Source organism: Promicromonospora sp. NPDC090134, from assembly GCF_044746965.1.
Classification (GTDB): Bacteria; Actinomycetota; Actinomycetes; order Actinomycetales; family Cellulomonadaceae; genus Promicromonospora.
The window spans coordinates 643,655-659,670 of the sequence record NZ_JBIVCZ010000002.1 but is presented as its reverse complement, the minus strand read 5'-3'; the positions used below and the strand labels follow the sequence as shown (position 1 = coordinate 659,670).

The following is a 16,016-nucleotide window of genomic DNA, read 5'->3' as shown; positions in this document are numbered from 1 at the left end:
GGTGTGGGCCGAGGGACGAGGCACGCGCCCGGAGCGGAGCCGCAGGCTCAGCCGACAACAAGCAGAGCTGAGCCGAGCCGAGCCGTACCGACTGTCGGCGCTGTCCGGCTGTTACGGAAATAACGTTCCCGAACGGGGCGTTGATCAACTAGGCTGGAGACGTTCCGCAGGGGCCTGGTCCAGGCGGGGCGGTTGAAAAATCCATAGGGGCTGATCGGTTTCGACGGTGGTCGTGCTTCGAGGAGAAGCGGGCCGAGGATGCAGGCTTATCTCGTAAACGATGCCTGTAAACCAATAGTTGCCGATAACTCGCGCAACGACTTCGCCCTCGCCGCCTGAGCGAGCCCGAAGTCCGTGGGCCCGGAGTCTGCTTTCGCTCCGGTAGTCCGCGTCATCTAGAAAGCCACTGCTCGTAGCTCTCGTCATCGGGGCTACGGGAACACTCAGGTGACTGGGCCTGTCCGCGAACGTGTCTGCGCGAGCGCGGGGGCCGAGAAAATCCATAGCAGACTGCGCCCGGAGAAGTCCTCGTCAACCGATACCGGACCCGGGTTCGATTCCCGGCAGCTCCACTCGACAGCCCTGTGGCAGAAGGCCTCGCCGGTGTTCCGGCGAGGCCTTCGTCGTGCCCGGGGTCTGCTGCCCGCCTGCCCGACGTCGCGGCCCGCCTACCCGACGTCGTGCAGCGCCGAGAGCACGGCGACCGTGTCGGTGCCGTACGTCTCGTCGGCGTAGCGCTGGATGCTGCCGTCGTCGTAGACGACCGTCACCCAGACGTAGCCGTTCTCGGCCCAGCCGCTGAGGCCGCCGAGGTCGTCGTACACCTCGTTCTGCAGCTCGCCGGCGTCGGATCCCGCTCCGGCCGCCCCGGCGTTGTCCGGCGCGAGCCGGGGGTCGTCGGGGGGCGCGGACGGATCGTCCGGGGCGGCTCCGGCCTCGGTGAGGTCGAAGGTCTCGCCGTCCCAGGTGCCCTCGACCATGAACATGCCCCAGGTGGTGCCCTGCGCGGACTCCTCACCGTCGACGGCGTCCCAGTCCCATCCGGCGATCTCGGGTCCGCCGCACTGGGGCGGGTACGACTCGGCCACCCCGCCCAGGCAGAGCTCGGGCGGGTTGTCGCCCTCCTGGAGCACGGTCGCGACGGTGGTCACGGCGCCAGGGGCCGCGGGCGTGGGCGGGGCGGCTGCCGCCGTGTCGCGGGGCTGGGTTCCGTCCGATGCTGGGCCGGCTGGGCCGGCCTGGCCGGCGCACGCGGCGAGGAGCAGGACGCCGGCCAGGCCGGTGCAGAGGACGCGGAGTGGTGCTCGAAGCGGGCTCATACCCGGCATGTGTCGTCAGGACGACGGCGCTTGCGCGCCCGGTGTCGCGCACTTTGCTGGGGCGACGCCGAACGGCACCCCCGCTGGGGCCGCCCACTCGACGATCCCGCACCTCCGGGGCACACTGGCAGCGGCGCGGACACCGGGGTTCGCGGCGGAGAGCTGGAGGGCCCATGGCCGACTACGCGGACGTCTACCGGCGCAGCCTCACCGACCCCGAGGGTTTCTGGGGCGAGCAGGCGGCCCTCGTCTCGTGGTTCCGCAAACCGACCCGGGTGCTCGACGGCGACAACGCGCCGTTCTACCGCTGGTTCCCCGACGGGCGGCTCAACACCTGCTACAACGCGCTCGACCGGCACGTGATCGCGGGCCGGGGCGACCAGACCGCGCTGATCTACGACAGCCCGGTCACCAGCGACTCGGAGACGATCAGCTACGGCACCCTCCTGCAGGACGTCGCGGCGTTCGCCGGTGCCCTGCGCGACCTCGGCGTCGAACAGGGCGACCGCGTGGTGATCTACATGCCCATGGTGCCGGAGGCGGTCGTCGCGATGCTCGCCTGCGCCCGCCTGGGTGCGGTGCACTCGGTGGTGTTCGGCGGGTTCGCCGCGAACGAGCTGGCCGTGCGGATCGACGACGCGCAGCCCAAGGTCGTGGTGTCGGCGTCCTGCGGTATCGAGCCGAGCCGGGTCGTGGAGTACAAGCCGCTGCTGGACCGGGCGCTGGAGCTGGCCGACCACCAGCCGGCGTCGTGCGTGGTCCTGCAGCGGCCGCAGGCCGTCGCGACGCTCGTCGAGGGGCGGGACCTGGACTGGGCCACCGCGATGCACGCCGGACGCACCAATCCCGCGCCCTGCGCGGAGGTCGCGGCGACGGACCCGCTCTACATCCTGTACACGTCGGGCACGACGGGCCGCCCCAAGGGGATCGTGCGCGACAACGGCGGGCACGCCGTCGCGCTGGCCTGGTCCATGCGCAACATCTACGACATCGAGGCCGGCCAGGTCTGGTGGACGGCGTCCGACGTCGGCTGGGTGGTCGGCCACTCCTACATCGTCTACGGGCCCCTGATCGCGGGCGCGACCACCGTGCTCTACGAGGGCAAACCGGTCGGCACGCCGGACGCCGGCGCGTTCTGGCGCGTGGTCGCCGAGTACGGCGTCGAGGCGTTGTTCACCGCCCCGACCGCGATCCGCGCCATCAAGAAGGAGGATCCGGAGGGGATCCTCGTGGCCGCGCATGACACGACCTCGCTGCGGCACCTGTTCCTCGCGGGGGAGCGGCTCGACCCCGGCACCTACGAGTGGGCGGGCCGGATCCTCGGCGTTCCCGTCGTCGACCACTGGTGGCAGACCGAGACCGGCTGGGCCGTCGTCGCCAACCTGCGCGGGCTCGAACCGATGCCCACCCGGCCCGGGTCGCCCTCGGTGCCCGTGCCGGGCTTCGACGTGCAGGTGCTGCTGCCGGACGGCTCGGTCGCGGGACCGAACCAGGAGGGGAGCCTCGCGCTCCGGCTGCCGTTGCCGCCGGGGACCCTGCCCACGCTGTGGCGCGACGACGCGCGGTACGTGTCGTCGTACCTCGCCGCCTTCGACGGCTACTACCTCTCCGGCGACGGCGGCTACGTGGACGACGACGGCTACGTCTACGTCATGGGCCGCACCGACGACGTCATCAACGTCGCGGGCCACCGCTTGTCGACCGGAGCGATCGAGGGCGTGCTGGCGAGTCATCCCGCCGTCGCCGAGTGCGCGGTGATCGGCGTCGCCGACGCGCTCAAGGGGCAGGTGCCGCGCGGGCTCGTGGTGCTCAAGGCGGGGGTCGATCCCGAGGGCGTCGCGGCCGAGCTCGTCGCCGCGGTGCGCGACCAGATCGGTCCGGTCGCCGCGTTCAAGGACGTCGAGATCGTCGCCGGGCTGCCCAAGACCCGCTCGGGCAAGATCCTGCGGCGCACCATGCGCCAGCTCGCCGACGGCGAGCACCCCGCGGTGCCCTCGACGATCGAGGACCCGGCGGTCCTCAGCGCGCTGGAACCGATCCTCCGCCGTGAGTGACCGTCCTCCGAACGGGACGCCGCGCTAGGGTGTCCGGCGTGCACCAGCCCGGAGATCCTGGTCTTGTTCCCCTGCCTGCGTCGACGCAGGTGCCGGGCGGTTCGGTGCTGCTCACCGACGGCGCACGGGTCCTGACCGACCCGGCCCTGCGGCCGGCCGCGCGCTGGTGGCGCCGGGTCACCGAGGAAGCCTTCGGGATCGACCTCGTGCCGGTGACCGACGGGCCCGCCGACGTCGTCCTCGCCCTCGCGTCCGACCTGCCGACCGGGGGCTACCGCGTCGAGGTGCGCTCGGACCCTGCCGCGCTCGGGACCGTGCGCGTCGAGGCCGCCGACCTCGCCGGCGCCCACGCCGCGGCGCAGACGCTGCGCCAGCTCGCCGGCCCGGAGGCCTTCCGCCGGGCGCCCGCGGACTACCGGGGTGCGGGCGGCGGAACGCCGGGACCCGTCCTCCCGGTCATCCGGATCGAGGATCACCCGCGGTTCGCCTGGCGCGGCGTGCTGCTCGACGTCGCCCGCCACTTCCTGCCCAAGCACGACGTGCTGCGCTTCGTCGACCTCGCGGCCGCCCACCGGCTGAACGTGCTGCAGCTCCACCTCACGGACGACCAGGGCTGGCGCGTGCAGATCGACCGGTACCCCGAGCTGACGCGTACCGGGGCGTGGCGGCGCGAGTCCATCGTCGGCACCTGGCGCACGGGCTCCCCGGACGGCCGTCCGCACGGCGGCTTCTACACGCAGGACGACCTGCGCGAGATCGTGGCCTACGCCCGCGACCGGGGCATCACCGTGGTGCCCGAGATCGACGTGCCCGGCCACGTCGAGGCCGCCGTCGCCGCCTACCCAGAGCTCGGCACCCGCAAGGACCGCAGCGGGGTGCGCACCACCTGGGGCATCAGCCAGGACGTGCTCGACCCGTCCGAGGGGGCGCTCGCCTTCTTCCGGCACGTGCTGGACGAGGTGCTGGAGGTCTTCGACGCGCCCTGGATCGGCCTCGGCGGCGACGAGGTGCCGCCCACCCTCTGGCGGGAGTCGCCGGCCATCGTCGAGCGCGCCCGGGCGCTGGGCCTGTTCGCCCCCGACGGCGCGGTCGACGTCGCGCAGCTGCACGGCTGGTTCGTCGCCCGGCTCGCCGAGCACGTGTCCGCCGCCGGCCGCCGCGCCGTCGTCTGGGACGAGGCCGTCTCGCCCATGCTCCCGCGCAACGTGATCGTCACGTCCTGGCGCGGGTACGCCCAGGGCGCGGCCGCGCTCGCGGCGGGGCACGACGTCGTCATGGCGCCCGAGCAGGTCGTCTACCTGGACCACCGGGCCGGCGACCACCCGGCGGAGCCCATCCCGGTCGGCTTCCTGCGCACGATCGAGGACGTCTACGCGTTCGACCCTCTCCCGGCGGAGCTGGTGCCGCAGGCTGAGGGCGACCGGACCGGGCGGCTGCTCGGCGCGCAGGCCCAGGTGTGGACCGAGCACCTCGACAGCGCGCGCCGCGTCGACTACGCGACGTACCCCCGGCTGGCCGCGTTCGCCGAGGTCGCCTGGTCGCCGCGCGGCGACCGGGAGCCGGGCTCGGCGGCGTCGAAGGAGTTCCTGGACCGGCTGGAGCGGCACCACCTTCCCCGCCTCGACGCGTACGGCGTCGAGTACCGGCCGCTCGCCGGGCCGCACCCCTGGCAGACCCGGCCCGGCGTCCAGGGCTACCCGCGGGACCTCGCGGCCGAGACCGCCGTCGGCGGCTGGGCCGGGCTCGGCGGCTGGCGGGAGGACGGCGGCGTCGAGAACCTTCCGGAGCGCGACACGTGACCGGCACCGTCCACGTCCGCGGCGCCCGCCTGCCGCAACCCGACGGGACCCTGTCCGAACCCCTGGACCTGCACGTCGTGCGGGGCCGGATCGCGGCGATCACCCGCCCGGGCGCGCGGGACGACGCCGCCCCGGACGGCCCCGAGCCCGACACCCGGACCCTCGACGCGAGAGGCCGCGTCGCCCTGCCCGGGTTCGTGGACGCGCACACCCACGCCGAGGCCGCCGTCTTCGAGCCGGACGTGCAGCTCGCGATGCTCCGCCAGGGCATCACGACGGTCGTGACCGGGCAGGACGGTGTGTCCTTCGCGCCGTCCGACCCCGCGACCTACGCGTGGGCGAGCACGTACTTCGCCGCGATCGACGGCGACCACCCCGTGTTCGCGGGCGGGTCCGTGAGCGACCTCCTGACGACCTACCACCGCACCGTCCCCGTGAACGTCGCCTACCTCGCGCCCCACGGCACCCTCCGGTACCGGGTGCTGGGGGCGGCGCAGCGGCCGGCGTCGGACGACGAGATCGCGGCGATGGCGGGCCTGCTGGAGCAGGCCCTGGACGACGGCGCCTGCGGCCTGTCGACGGGCCTCGAGTACGTGCCCGCCGCCTACGCCGACGAGCGGGAGCTGATCGCGCTCGCCCAGGTGGTCGCCGCGCGCGGGCTGCCGCACGTCAGCCACATGCGCGGCTACGAGGACAAGGGCGTCGCGGGGCTGGACGAGCTGCTGCGGATCTCCCGCGCGTCCGGCGTCGCCACCCACGTGTCGCACCTGCACGGCCCCGCGCGGGACCTGCTGGAGCGCATCGGGGCGGCGCGCGCCGCGGGCCACGACCTGACCTACGACTCCTACCCCTACCTGCGCGGCTGCTCGATCCTGTCGATGGTCTCGCTGCCCACGTGGCTCCCCGTGGCCGACGCCGCCGCGACCGTCGCCGCCCTCCGTGACCCCCTCCTCGCCGGACGCCTGGGCGACCACTTCGCCGGCCTCACGGACCTCTGGCCGCGCATCACCTTCGCGTCCGTGCCCGGCATGGAGTGGGCCGAGGGCATGACCCTGCCCGACGTCGCCGCCCGGCTCGGGCGCTCGGCCCCCGACACCGTGGTCGAGATCCTCACGACCACCGCGCTGCGCGCGAGCTGCGTGTTCGCGCAGCCGCCCACCAACTCGCCCGAGTCGGTCCGCACGCTCGCCGGCTACGAGGGTCACCTCGCCGGGTCCGACGCGATCTACTGGGGCGGCCGGCCGCACCCCCGCGGCTGGGGCGCCTTCGCGCGGTTCCTCGACGAGCACGTGCGCCGCGGCTCGTGGAGCTGGTGGGACGCGGCCGAGCACCTGTCGGCCCGGGCGGCGCGCCGGTTCGGCCTCGCGGGCCGCGGCCGGCTCGTGCCCGGGGCCGTGGCGGACCTCGTGCTCGTGGACCCCGGCCGGGTCCAGGACGAGGCGACGTACGAGCTGCCCCGCACCCCGGCCACCGGCATCGAGGACGTGCTGGTGGCCGGGGTGCCCGTGCTCGCCGGCGGATCGCTCACCGGCGCGACGCCGGGGCACGGCCTGCGGCCCGGCACGGGGGAGTGACGCCCGGCGGACGGACCGTGTCGTCGGCACTCCCACCCGCACGGCAAGATGGGGGCGTGCTGCGCATCGACGACCCCTCGTTCTCCTGGCCCTTGCTGACGCTCGACGAGCCGGCACTGGACCACAACATCGCCACCGTCGCGGGCGCCTTCGCCGCCGCTGGCGTGGAGCACGCCCCGCACGTCAAGACCCACATGTCCCGGCAGATCTGGGAACGGCAGGTCGCCGCCGGGGCGTGGGGCGCCACCGTGGCCACGCCCGCCCAGCTCCGCACGACGCTCGGCTGGGGCCTCCCCGGTGCCGGGCGGCGCGCCTTCCTCGCGAACGAGCTCGTGGATCCCCGCGAGATCGCGTGGCTCCGCACCGCCCTGGGCGACGGCACCGCGGACGAGGTCTGGGTCTACGCCGACTCCGCGCGCGGCGTCGACCTGCTCGCCGCCGGGTTCGCGGGCGCCGCCCCCGAGGTCGCGGCGCGGCTCGGCGTGCTCGTCGAGCTCGGCGTCCCGGGCGGTCGCACCGGGGTACGCACCGTGGCCGACATCGTCGCGCTCGCGCGCCGCGTGCACGACGCCGGGCTGCGCCTGGTCGGCGTCGCCGGCTACGAGGGTCCCGTGGCCGGCGGGACCAGTGCCGAGGAGCTGGCCGCCGTCGGCCGCTGGTGCGACGGGCTGCGGGACGCCGGGGCGCAGGTCGCGGACCTCGTCGACGGGCCCGTGGTGCTGAGCGCGGGCGGCAGCGCGTTCGCCGACGTCGTGACGCGGCGGCTCGGGGAGCCGCTCACGGGCGCGGACGGCGGACCCGTGCCCTCCCGGGTCGTGCTCCGGTCCGGCGCCTACGTGACCCACGACCACGGCCACTACCTGCGCACCGACCCGTGGACCCGCCTGGGCGCCGAGCCGCTGCGCCCCGCGATCACGGTCTGGGCCTCGGTGCTGTCCGCACCCGAGCCCGGGCTGGTCATCTGCGGGATGGGCCGCCGCGACGTCTCGTTCGACATCGACCTGCCGACGCCGCTCGTCGTGCGCCCGGCCGACGCCGACGGCCGGCTCGGCGACGCCCGCGAGCTGTCCGGCGTGGCCGTGACCGCGCTCAACGACCAGCACGCCTACCTGTCCCTCGACGCGGCGGCCGACGGTGCGCTGCTGCCCGGTGACGTGGTCGGGTTCGGCATCTCGCACCCGTGCACCACGCTCGACAAGTACCGCACCGCCCTGGTGACCCGCGGCGACGAGGTCGCCGAGCAGGTCACGCTGAGCTTCTGACCGAAACACCGAACGCAAGGAGAACCACATGACCGCGAAGACCGCCATCTCCACCCCGGACGCCCCGGCGCCCGCGCACACCTTCCACCAGGGCGTGCGCAAGGGGCCGTTCGTGCAGGTCTCGGGGCAGGGCCCCATGGACCCGGCGACGAACGAGTACGTGCACCTGGGCGACGTGGCCGCGCAGACCACCCGCACCCTCGAGAACGTCCGGGCGATCGTCGAGGCCGCCGGCGCGACGTTCGACGACGTCGTGATGCTGCGGGTCTACCTCACCAAGCGCGAGGACTTCGGAAAGATGAACGAGGCCTACGGCGAGTTCGTGACCAAGTACTGCCCTGGCGGCGTGCTGCCGAGCCGCACCACCGTCTTCACGGGGCTCCCGCACGAGGAGATGCTCGTGGAGATCGACGCGCTCGCGGTCACCGACTGACCCGGGCTACTCCGCGGGTGCGGGCTCGGGCTCCGCGGCGGGGGAGCCCGGGCCGCCGGAGCGGCCCTTGGTCAGCTGCCGGCGCACGCCGACCACCGCCAGCAGGACCAGGCCGGCCAGCAGGAGCCACGGCGTGATCGCGCCGAGCACGAGCACCACCACGTTGAACGTGCTCACCAGGGCGCTCCACCCCGCGGACAGGCCGCCGAGGAACCCGCCGGGCTGGGCCTGCGCCGCCGGCGTGCCCTCCGCGACGATCTCGACGTGCAGGGTGGACATGGCCACCTCGTCCGAGAGCCGGTTCCGCTCCGACACCCGCGAGTCCAGCTCGGCCTGACGCGTCGCCAGCTCCGCCTCGATCTCGATGAGGTCGGCGGTGCGGTCGGCGTCGGCCATGAGCTCGCGCAGCCGGTCGGTCGAGGCGCGCAGCGCCTCGATGCGGGCGTCGAGGTCCTGCGCGGTGCCGGTCACGTCCACCGTCTCGACGTGCCGGTCGCGCACGTCGCCTAGCTCGTCGAGCGCGTCCAGCGTGGCCGAGACACGGTCGGCGGGGATGCGGAGCGTCATCGACGCGCTGCCCAGCTCGTCGTCGGTCTCGGCCCGCTCGTCCCGGGCCTCGACGCGGCCGCCGGCGTCCTCGACCAGGTCGGCGATCTGCTCGGCCGCGCCGAAGGGGTCCTCTACCACGAGCGTCGCGTTGCCGGTGGTGACGAGCTCGCGGTCGACCGCCTCCTCGCGGGCCTCGGCGACGCCGATGGCGCCGGTGGCCGACTCGGCCGCGTCCCCCGCGGTGTCGGGCGCGGCCATCTCGCTGCGTGCGGCGCCGCCGTCGGTCGCCGCCTCGGAGCCGCTGGAGTCCCCTGCTCCGCCGCCCGAGCATGCTGCCAGGGACACGGCGAGCGTGCCCCCGACGACTGTGGCCACGAGCGCTCGGACGAGTCGGCGCGCGGGCGGGCCCGCGTCCCCCTGAGCAGACCGGTTGAGCTTCATGGGACGAGAGTAGGAGCCCGACTGTGTCGGAACCCGCCTCACCTGAGAACTGTGATCCCTTTGTGAACTTGTGGCCCTGGTGACCCGATTTTTCATCGGTTTTGCACGGTTCTTGATCACGTTCCGGTCACGTCGTGCTCCGCTCGCCCGCGTGCGGCAGGCTCGCTTTCGTCAGGCACGTGAAGTAATCCGTCCACGTCGAACAGGGTGTGTCCCAGGCCAGGAGCAGCGTGACCCAAGTAACAGTCTTGTTACGGGTCATACCGGGCAATGGACAGGGACTCTGTTAAGGAGGTCTACTAACAAACATGGCGACGGCGACAGGACGCAGCGGCACCGGGCGAGGGCTCGGGGCACGGCTGCGCGCGACGTCCAAGGTGCTCCCCGAGCACGCCAGGGCGCACAACCGGTCCTTGGTGCTGCAGCACCTCTTCCACGAGGGGCCCACCTCCCGGGCCGACCTCGCACGAGCCACCTCGCTCACCCGCGTCACGATCTCCGACCTGGTCTCGGTGCTCATCACCGAGGGCCTGGTCGAGGAGCTCGGTACGCGGCCCGGCCAGCGCGTGGGCAAGCCCGCGATCCTGGTGGGCCTGCGCACGGACGCCTACCAGATCGTGGCGGTCGACCTCACCGAGCACGGCCACATGCGCGGCGCGGTGCTCAGCCTCACCGGCGAGATCATGGTGCGCCGCCAGCTCGACATCGACGGGCGCACGGGGGACGAGCTGGTCGACCTGCTCACCCGCTTCGTCCGCCGGCTCGTCGCGGCGGCGAGCCACCCCGTGATCGGCGTCGGCGTGGGTTCGCCCGGCATCATCGACCTGGACGGGCGCGTCGTCGAGGCGCCGAACCGCGGCTGGTACGACGTGCCGCTGGCGGAGATCCTGGGCGAGCGCCTGGGCCTGCCCGTGCACGTCGCGAACGACGCCAACACCGCGGCGCTCGGCGAGTTCACCTACGGCGGGGCGACCGGCAGCATGCTGGTGGTCACCGTGGGTGCGGGCGTCGGCGCGGGCGTGGTGGTCGACGGCGTGCGGGTGCACGGCCAGCGCGACGCCGCCGGCGAGATCGGCCACGTCACCGTGGTCGACGACGGCGAGCCGTGCGCCTGTGGCCGCGTCGGCTGCCTCGAGACGGTGCTGTCCGTGCCGGCGCTGCGGCGCGCGGTCGCGGACAAGAGCCCAGAAGATTCCGACGCCGCCCTGGCGTCGGCAGGCCGGGTGCTGGGCGTGACCCTCGCCCCGGTCGTCAGCGCGCTCAACCTCACGGAGGTGCTGCTGAGCGGTCCGCGCGACCTGCTCGACGGCCCCCTGCGCGAGGCTGCGCTGGACACCATCCGACAGCGCACCATGCCGGCCATCAACACGGGCCTGCAGCTGCGGATGGCCGCACTCGACGAGGACGTGGTGCTGGCGGGTGCCGCCGTCCTCGTGCTTTCCGCCCAGCTGGGGGTCTCGTGAGCAGCAGTGCGCACGTGTGGGCGGCGGGCATCCCATCGAGCTTTCCCTTTGTTCCGCGACACACGGTCGTATCCCGGGAGGAACCCACACGTGAACACAAACCGTCTCGTCGGCGCTGCGGCGTCGGCGATCACCCTGACGCTCGCGCTCAGCGCCTGCGGTAACGCCGGCGGTGCCGCCGCCCCCGAGGAGACCGGTCCCGGCGAGGTCCGGGTCTGGCTCGTCGGTACCGACACGCCCCCCGAGGCGCGCGACTACCTCAAGAAGACCTTCGAGGAGGAGAACCCGGGCAGCACCCTCACGATCGAGGAGCAGGCCTGGGACGGCCTGGTCGACAAGTACACGACGGCGCTGGCCGGCTCGGACGCCCCTGACGTGGTCGAGATCGGCAACACCCAGGCCGCCGCGTTCACGTCGGCGGGCTACTTCCGCGAGATCACCGCGGACGAGTTCGAGACGCTGGGCGGCTCCGACCTGCTCCCGGGCTTCGTCGAGGCCGGTGACTGGGAGGGCAAGCACTACGCCCTGCCGTACTACTCGGGCTCGCGCGTGGTCTTCTACTCCGAGCAGGTCCTGGGCGACACCAAGGTGCCGACCACGCTCGACGAGTACGTCGAGACCGCCGTCGACCTGAAGACGGACGACCTGTCGGGCGTGTACTGGCCCGGCCAGGACTGGTACAACGCGCTGCCCTTCATCTGGGAGAACGGCGGCTACGTCGCCGAGCAGGCCGAGGACGGCACGTGGGACGCCGGCTTCTCCTCCGAGGGCGGCCTCGCCGGCCTGGAGCAGATCCAGACCATCATGACGAAGGGCAACAACGCCCCGTCCGACGCGCAGGAGACCGACCTGCAGGTGCCGTTCTGCGAGGGCAAGGTCGCCTTCCTGTCGGCACCGAGCTGGATCCAGTGGTCCATCAACGCGCCCGAGAAGCCCGAGGACCCGGACGGCGTGCCCGGCTGCGCCTCCACCTACGGCTCGGACCTCCAGGGCCTCGCCCTGCCGGGCAAGAACGGCGGCGCCGCGCAGGTGTTCGCCGGCGGCTCGAACATCGCCATCGCGCAGAAGTCGGCCCGTCCCGACCTGGCGATGGGCGCCTACGAGATCCTGCTCAGCGACGAGTACCAGTCCATCCTCGCCGGCATCGGGCTCTTCCCGGCCAAGACCTCGCTCTTCGAGAAGGTCGACCAGTCGACCTCGATCGGCAAGGCCGCCGCCGAGGCCGCTGCGAACGCCAAGCTCACGCCGGCCTCCCCGAAGTGGGCCGACGTCGAGTCCCAGAGCCTGCTGCAGACCGCCTTCTCGCGGATCGCCGCCGGTGATGACGTGAAGACGGTGGCCGAGAAGTTGGACGCCGACATCGAGGCGATCCTCAACAGCTGATCGTCGGTCAGCACGACTTCCCGTCCCGCCCGGCGATCCACGAGATCCCGGGCGGGACGGGACACCACTGCCCGTCTGACGCCCTTCGGCCGCTCCCTCGCGGAGCGCGGCTGTCGTGCGCCTCGCAGGAAGACAGGACATGAGCTCCACACTTCTCGACCCACCGGTGGCCGCGCCCCACCAAGAGATCCGGCAGAAGAACCGGACCCCCTACCTGCCGTGGCTGATGCTCTCGGCCACGATGGTCCTTCTCGGCGTGCTGACGGGCTACCCCGTCGTCCGCCTCGTCGTGATGTCGTTCCAGGAGTACGAGCGCGCCCAGCTCATGGGCCTGCCTGCCGAGTGGGTCGGGTTCGACAACTACGCGACGATCCTCACCGACGTCGACGGTTTCTGGACCGTCCTGCTGCGCAGCTTCGTGCTCATGGTCGTCCTCGTGGTGATCACGATGGTGATCGGCATGCTCGTGGCGTTGTTGATGATGCGCGTCGGCAAGGCCCTGCGACTCCTGGTGTCGGTGGGCCTGCTGCTGGCCTGGGCCATGCCGTCGCTGGCCGCGACCACCGTGTGGGGCTGGATCTTCGACACCCAGTACGGCGTGGTGAACAACCTGCTCACGGCGATCACCGGGGACCGGTGGTTCGGCTACTCCTGGCTGCTCAACCCGTTGTCGTTCTTCACGATCCTCACCTGCATCGTCGTGTGGGGAGCCGTGCCGTTCGTCGCGTTCACGCTGTACGCCGGCCTGACGCAGGTCCCGGAGGAGGTCATGGAGGCGGCGCAGCTCGACGGCGCGAGCGCGTTCCAGCGCTTCCGGCTCATCCAGGTGCCCTACGTGCGCAGCATCATCACCGTGCTCGTGGTGCTGTCGATGATCTGGGACCTGAAGCTGTTCACGCAGGTGTTCGTGCTGCAGGACATCGGCGGCGACCGTGAGCTGACCAACACCATCGGCGTCTACATCTACCAGATGGGCATGGCCCAGGGGCACTACGGCCTGGCGAGCGCGATCGGCGTCGTCTTCGTCGTCGTCATGCTGGCCATCGCCTATCCCTACGTGCGGCGCACGCTGCGGGAGGACGAGCAGTGATCAAGATCCGCAAGCGCCTGGCCGACACCGGGTACGGCGTCATCGCCGTGATCGTCTTCGCCCTGTCGGCGTTCCCCGTGTACTGGATGGTCAGTACGTCGTTCCTGCCGAACAACCGGATCCGCGGCGAGAACCTGGCGTTCTTCCCGACGCCGGACGTGTTCACCCTGGACAACTACCGCTCGGCGATGTTCGGCCAGGTGCGGGCGCCCTTCCCGCCGGCCGTGGCGAACTCCGTCGGTGTCACGTTCCTGACTCTCGTCATCACCCTGGTCGTGGGCTTCGTCGCGGCGCTGGCCCTCACCCGGTTCCAGTTCAAGGGCCGCCGGACGTTCATCGTGCTGATCCTGGTCGTCCAGATGATCCCGGGAGAGGCGATGATCATCTCGATGTTCCGGATCATCGACGGCTGGCAGCTCCTGAACACGATCATCGGCCTGACCATCGTGTACGCGGCGGGTGTGCTGCCGTTCACCGTCTGGACGCTGCGCGGATTCGTGAACGGTGTACCCAAGGAGCTGGAGGAGGCTGCCATGATCGACGGGTGCTCCCGGGTGGGCGCGTTCTGGCGGGTCACGTTCCCGCTGCTCGCACCGGGCCTGGTGGCCACCGGCGTGTTCGCCTTCATCCAGGCGTGGAACGAGTTCGTCATGGCGCTGGTGATCATGCAGCGGCCCGACTCGATGACCCTTCCGCTCTGGCTGCGGACGTTCGTGCAGGCCACGCAGGCCACCAACTGGGGTGCCGTGATGGCCGCGTCGGTGCTCATCGCCATCCCCGCGGTGATCTTCTTCCTGATCGTGCAGGGCCGGATGACCGGCGGTCTGGTCTCCGGCGCGGTGAAGGGCTGATGGGCGGTAGGCGGAAGTCCAGAGGTGGCAGTTCCACGGGTGGGTCCAGCAAGCGAAAGGTCGGGATGGGAAAGTACACGGTCGGCCTCGACATCGGCGGCACCAAGATCCTCGGTGCGCTCCTCGACCCGGCGGGCGAGGTGGTCGCCACGGTGCGCCGGTCCACGGTGCACGGCGCCGAGGGCCTGGTCGCCGGCGCGGCGCAGGCGGTGCGGGACGTGGTGGAGTCCGGCGGGGTGGAGCTCGCGGCCGTGGCCGGCGTCGGGCTGGGCATCCCCGGCATCGTCGACCACGTGTCCGGCACCGTGAAGCACGCGGTCAACCTGGGGGTGCACGACGACGAGCTGCCGCTCGCCGACCTGCTCTCCCTGGCCCTGGGCGGCGTGCCGGTGGTGGTCGAGAACGACCTCAACGTGGCCGCCGTCGGCGCCGCGCACGTGCTGGAGCGCTCGGAGACCCAGGCCGGCGGGGCGCCGGAGCACGAGGACCTCGCGTTCCTCGCCCTGGGTACGGGCCTCGCGTCCGGCCTGGTGCTGGACGGCGAGCTCCGCCGTGGCGCGAGCGGCGCGGCCGGCGAGATCGGGCACATCCCGGTGGACCCGCTCGGGCCGGAGTGCCCGTGCGGCCAGCGCGGCTGCCTGGAGCGGTTCGCGTCGGGCAAGGCGCTGGAGGCGGCGTGGCCGTCGCGGTACGGCAAGCCCGCCCCGGTGGAGCTGTTCGAGGCGGCGCGGGCCGGCGACGAGGAGGCGATCGCGGTCAAGGACCGGTTCGCGTCCGCGACGGCGTCGGCCGTGCGCCTGCTGGTGCTGGCCACCGACGTGCGGCACGTCGTGCTCGGCGGCGGCGTGGCGCTGCTCGGCACCGAGCTGCTGGACGCGGTGCAGGACGCGCTGCGCGAGCAGGCCAAGGTGTCGTCGTTCCTCGGGTCGCTGAAGCTGGCGGAGCGCGTCAGGCTGGCGCCGACGCACGTTCCGGTCGCGGCGGTGGGCGCCGCGGTGCTGGGGAGGAGGAGCTGATGGAGGTCGTGATCGCGCCGGCGGCGGAGCTGGCGAGACTGGCGGCGGACGCCGTGGAGGGTCTGCTGCGGGGCAACCCCGAGGCGGTGCTGGGGCTGGCCACGGGATCGTCGCCGCTGGCGGTGTACGACGAGCTGGCCACCCGGCACAAGGAGGGCCTCTCGTTCGCGCGGGCCCGGGCGTTCATGCTCGACGAGTACGTCGGCCTGGGCGCCGACCACCCCGAGCGGTACCGCAACGTGATCGAGAAGGAGTTCGCCTCCCGCGTCGACCTCGCGCCCGGCGCGGTGCAGGGTCCCGACGGCCTGGCGGACGACCTGCCGGCGGCGTGCGCCGCCTACGAGCAGGCGATCACGGACGCCGGGGGAGTGGACCTGCAGATCCTGGGGATCGGCACGGACGGGCACATCGCGTTCAACGAGCCGGGCTCCTCGCTCGCGTCGCGCACCCGGATCAAGACGCTGACGAAGCAGACCCGGGAGGACAACGCCCGGTTCTTCGGCGGGTCGGTCGAGCAGGTGCCGCGGCACTGCCTGACCCAGGGGCTGGCGACGATCATGTCCGCGCGCCACCTGGTGCTGCTGGCCACCGGGCGGGCCAAGGCCGAGGCCGTGCACCAGCTCGTGGAGGGCCCGGTCTCGGCGATGTGGCCCGCCACGATCATGCAGCTGCACCCGCACGCGACCGTGCTGGTCGACGACGCGGCGGCCTCCCGCCTGCAGCTCGGCGACTACTACCGGCAGACCTACGCCGACAAGCCGGCCTGGCAGGGTCTGTAGCGT

The 16,016-nt window shown here is 72.7% G+C and carries 13 protein-coding genes and 1 other RNA gene; 12 read left to right on the top strand and 2 right to left on the bottom strand.

Translation table 11 applies throughout. From position 1 onward, the window contains the following. Nucleotides 1–206: 206 nt before the first annotated feature. Nucleotides 207–575, top strand: a transfer-messenger RNA (tmRNA) gene (gene ssrA, locus ACIPN7_RS09315). 93 nt (nt 576–668) lie between these two features. Here ssrA and ACIPN7_RS09310 read toward each other — a convergent pair. After that, complete coding sequence (locus tag ACIPN7_RS09310; RefSeq protein WP_400540280.1) at nt 669–1,319, bottom strand: hypothetical protein; 651 nt, start codon at nt 1,317–1,319, stop codon at nt 669–671. 173 nt (nt 1,320–1,492) lie between these two features. Between ACIPN7_RS09310 and ACIPN7_RS09305 the strand changes: the two genes are divergently transcribed. The 5 genes from ACIPN7_RS09305 to ACIPN7_RS09285 are packed head-to-tail and all read left to right on the top strand — an operon-like array spanning nt 1,493 to nt 8,441. Beyond that, on the top strand, nt 1,493–3,373 hold the full coding sequence (locus ACIPN7_RS09305; RefSeq protein WP_400540278.1) for a propionyl-CoA synthetase: 1,881 nt from the start codon (nt 1,493–1,495) through the stop codon (nt 3,371–3,373). Between the two features lie 38 nt (nt 3,374–3,411). Then, nucleotides 3,412–5,172 (top strand): beta-N-acetylhexosaminidase, encoded by a 1,761-nt coding sequence (locus ACIPN7_RS09300; protein ID WP_400540276.1) that lies wholly within the window; start codon nt 3,412–3,414, stop codon nt 5,170–5,172. Next, nucleotides 5,169–6,746, top strand: coding sequence for an amidohydrolase family protein (locus ACIPN7_RS09295; RefSeq protein WP_400540274.1), 1,578 nt, complete (start codon nt 5,169–5,171; stop codon nt 6,744–6,746). Before ACIPN7_RS09300 ends, ACIPN7_RS09295 begins: the two co-directional genes overlap by 4 nt. Nucleotides 6,747–6,802: 56 nt before the next feature. Continuing rightward, on the top strand, nt 6,803–8,008 hold the full coding sequence (locus ACIPN7_RS09290; RefSeq protein WP_400540272.1) for an alanine racemase: 1,206 nt from the start codon (nt 6,803–6,805) through the stop codon (nt 8,006–8,008). A 28-nt stretch (nt 8,009–8,036) separates the two neighbouring features. After that, entirely contained in the window at nt 8,037–8,441 is a 405-nt protein-coding gene (locus ACIPN7_RS09285) for a RidA family protein (protein WP_400540270.1), read from the top strand. A gap of 6 nt (nt 8,442–8,447) precedes the next feature. On the opposite strand, the gene ACIPN7_RS09280 is transcribed toward ACIPN7_RS09285, so the two are convergent. Further along, a complete protein-coding gene (locus ACIPN7_RS09280) occupies nt 8,448–9,431 on the bottom strand; it encodes a DUF4349 domain-containing protein (RefSeq protein WP_400540269.1) in 984 nt (327 codons plus the stop codon). A gap of 308 nt (nt 9,432–9,739) precedes the next feature. Here ACIPN7_RS09280 and ACIPN7_RS09275 point away from each other — a divergent pair, with 308 nt between their 5' ends. The 6 genes from ACIPN7_RS09275 to nagB all read left to right on the top strand — a co-directional run bounded on the left by ACIPN7_RS09275 (nt 9,740) and on the right by nagB (nt 16,013). Then, nucleotides 9,740–10,894: an ROK family protein gene (locus ACIPN7_RS09275; protein ID WP_400540267.1), complete on the top strand. Its 1,155-nt coding sequence runs from the start codon at nt 9,740–9,742 to the stop codon at nt 10,892–10,894. Between the two features lie 90 nt (nt 10,895–10,984). Next, nucleotides 10,985–12,277: an extracellular solute-binding protein gene (locus ACIPN7_RS09270; RefSeq protein ID WP_400540265.1), complete on the top strand. Its 1,293-nt coding sequence runs from the start codon at nt 10,985–10,987 to the stop codon at nt 12,275–12,277. Between the two features lie 139 nt (nt 12,278–12,416). Further along, nucleotides 12,417–13,367, top strand: a complete 951-nt coding sequence (locus ACIPN7_RS09265) for a carbohydrate ABC transporter permease (protein ID WP_400540263.1) — start codon at nt 12,417–12,419, stop codon at nt 13,365–13,367. Then, entirely contained in the window at nt 13,364–14,218 is an 855-nt protein-coding gene (locus ACIPN7_RS09260; protein WP_285102902.1) for a carbohydrate ABC transporter permease, read from the top strand. Before ACIPN7_RS09265 ends, ACIPN7_RS09260 begins: the two co-directional genes overlap by 4 nt. 65 nt (nt 14,219–14,283) lie before the next feature. After that, nucleotides 14,284–15,234, top strand: a complete 951-nt coding sequence (locus ACIPN7_RS09255; RefSeq protein WP_400540261.1) for an ROK family protein — start codon at nt 14,284–14,286, stop codon at nt 15,232–15,234. Further along, the gene (nagB, locus tag ACIPN7_RS09250; RefSeq protein ID WP_400540259.1) at nt 15,234–16,013 is read left to right on the top strand and encodes a glucosamine-6-phosphate deaminase; all 780 of its coding nucleotides are present in this window, start codon (nt 15,234–15,236) and stop codon (nt 16,011–16,013) included. The genes ACIPN7_RS09255 and nagB overlap by 1 nt, the downstream gene beginning before the upstream one ends. Nucleotides 16,014–16,016 lie beyond the last annotated feature (3 nt).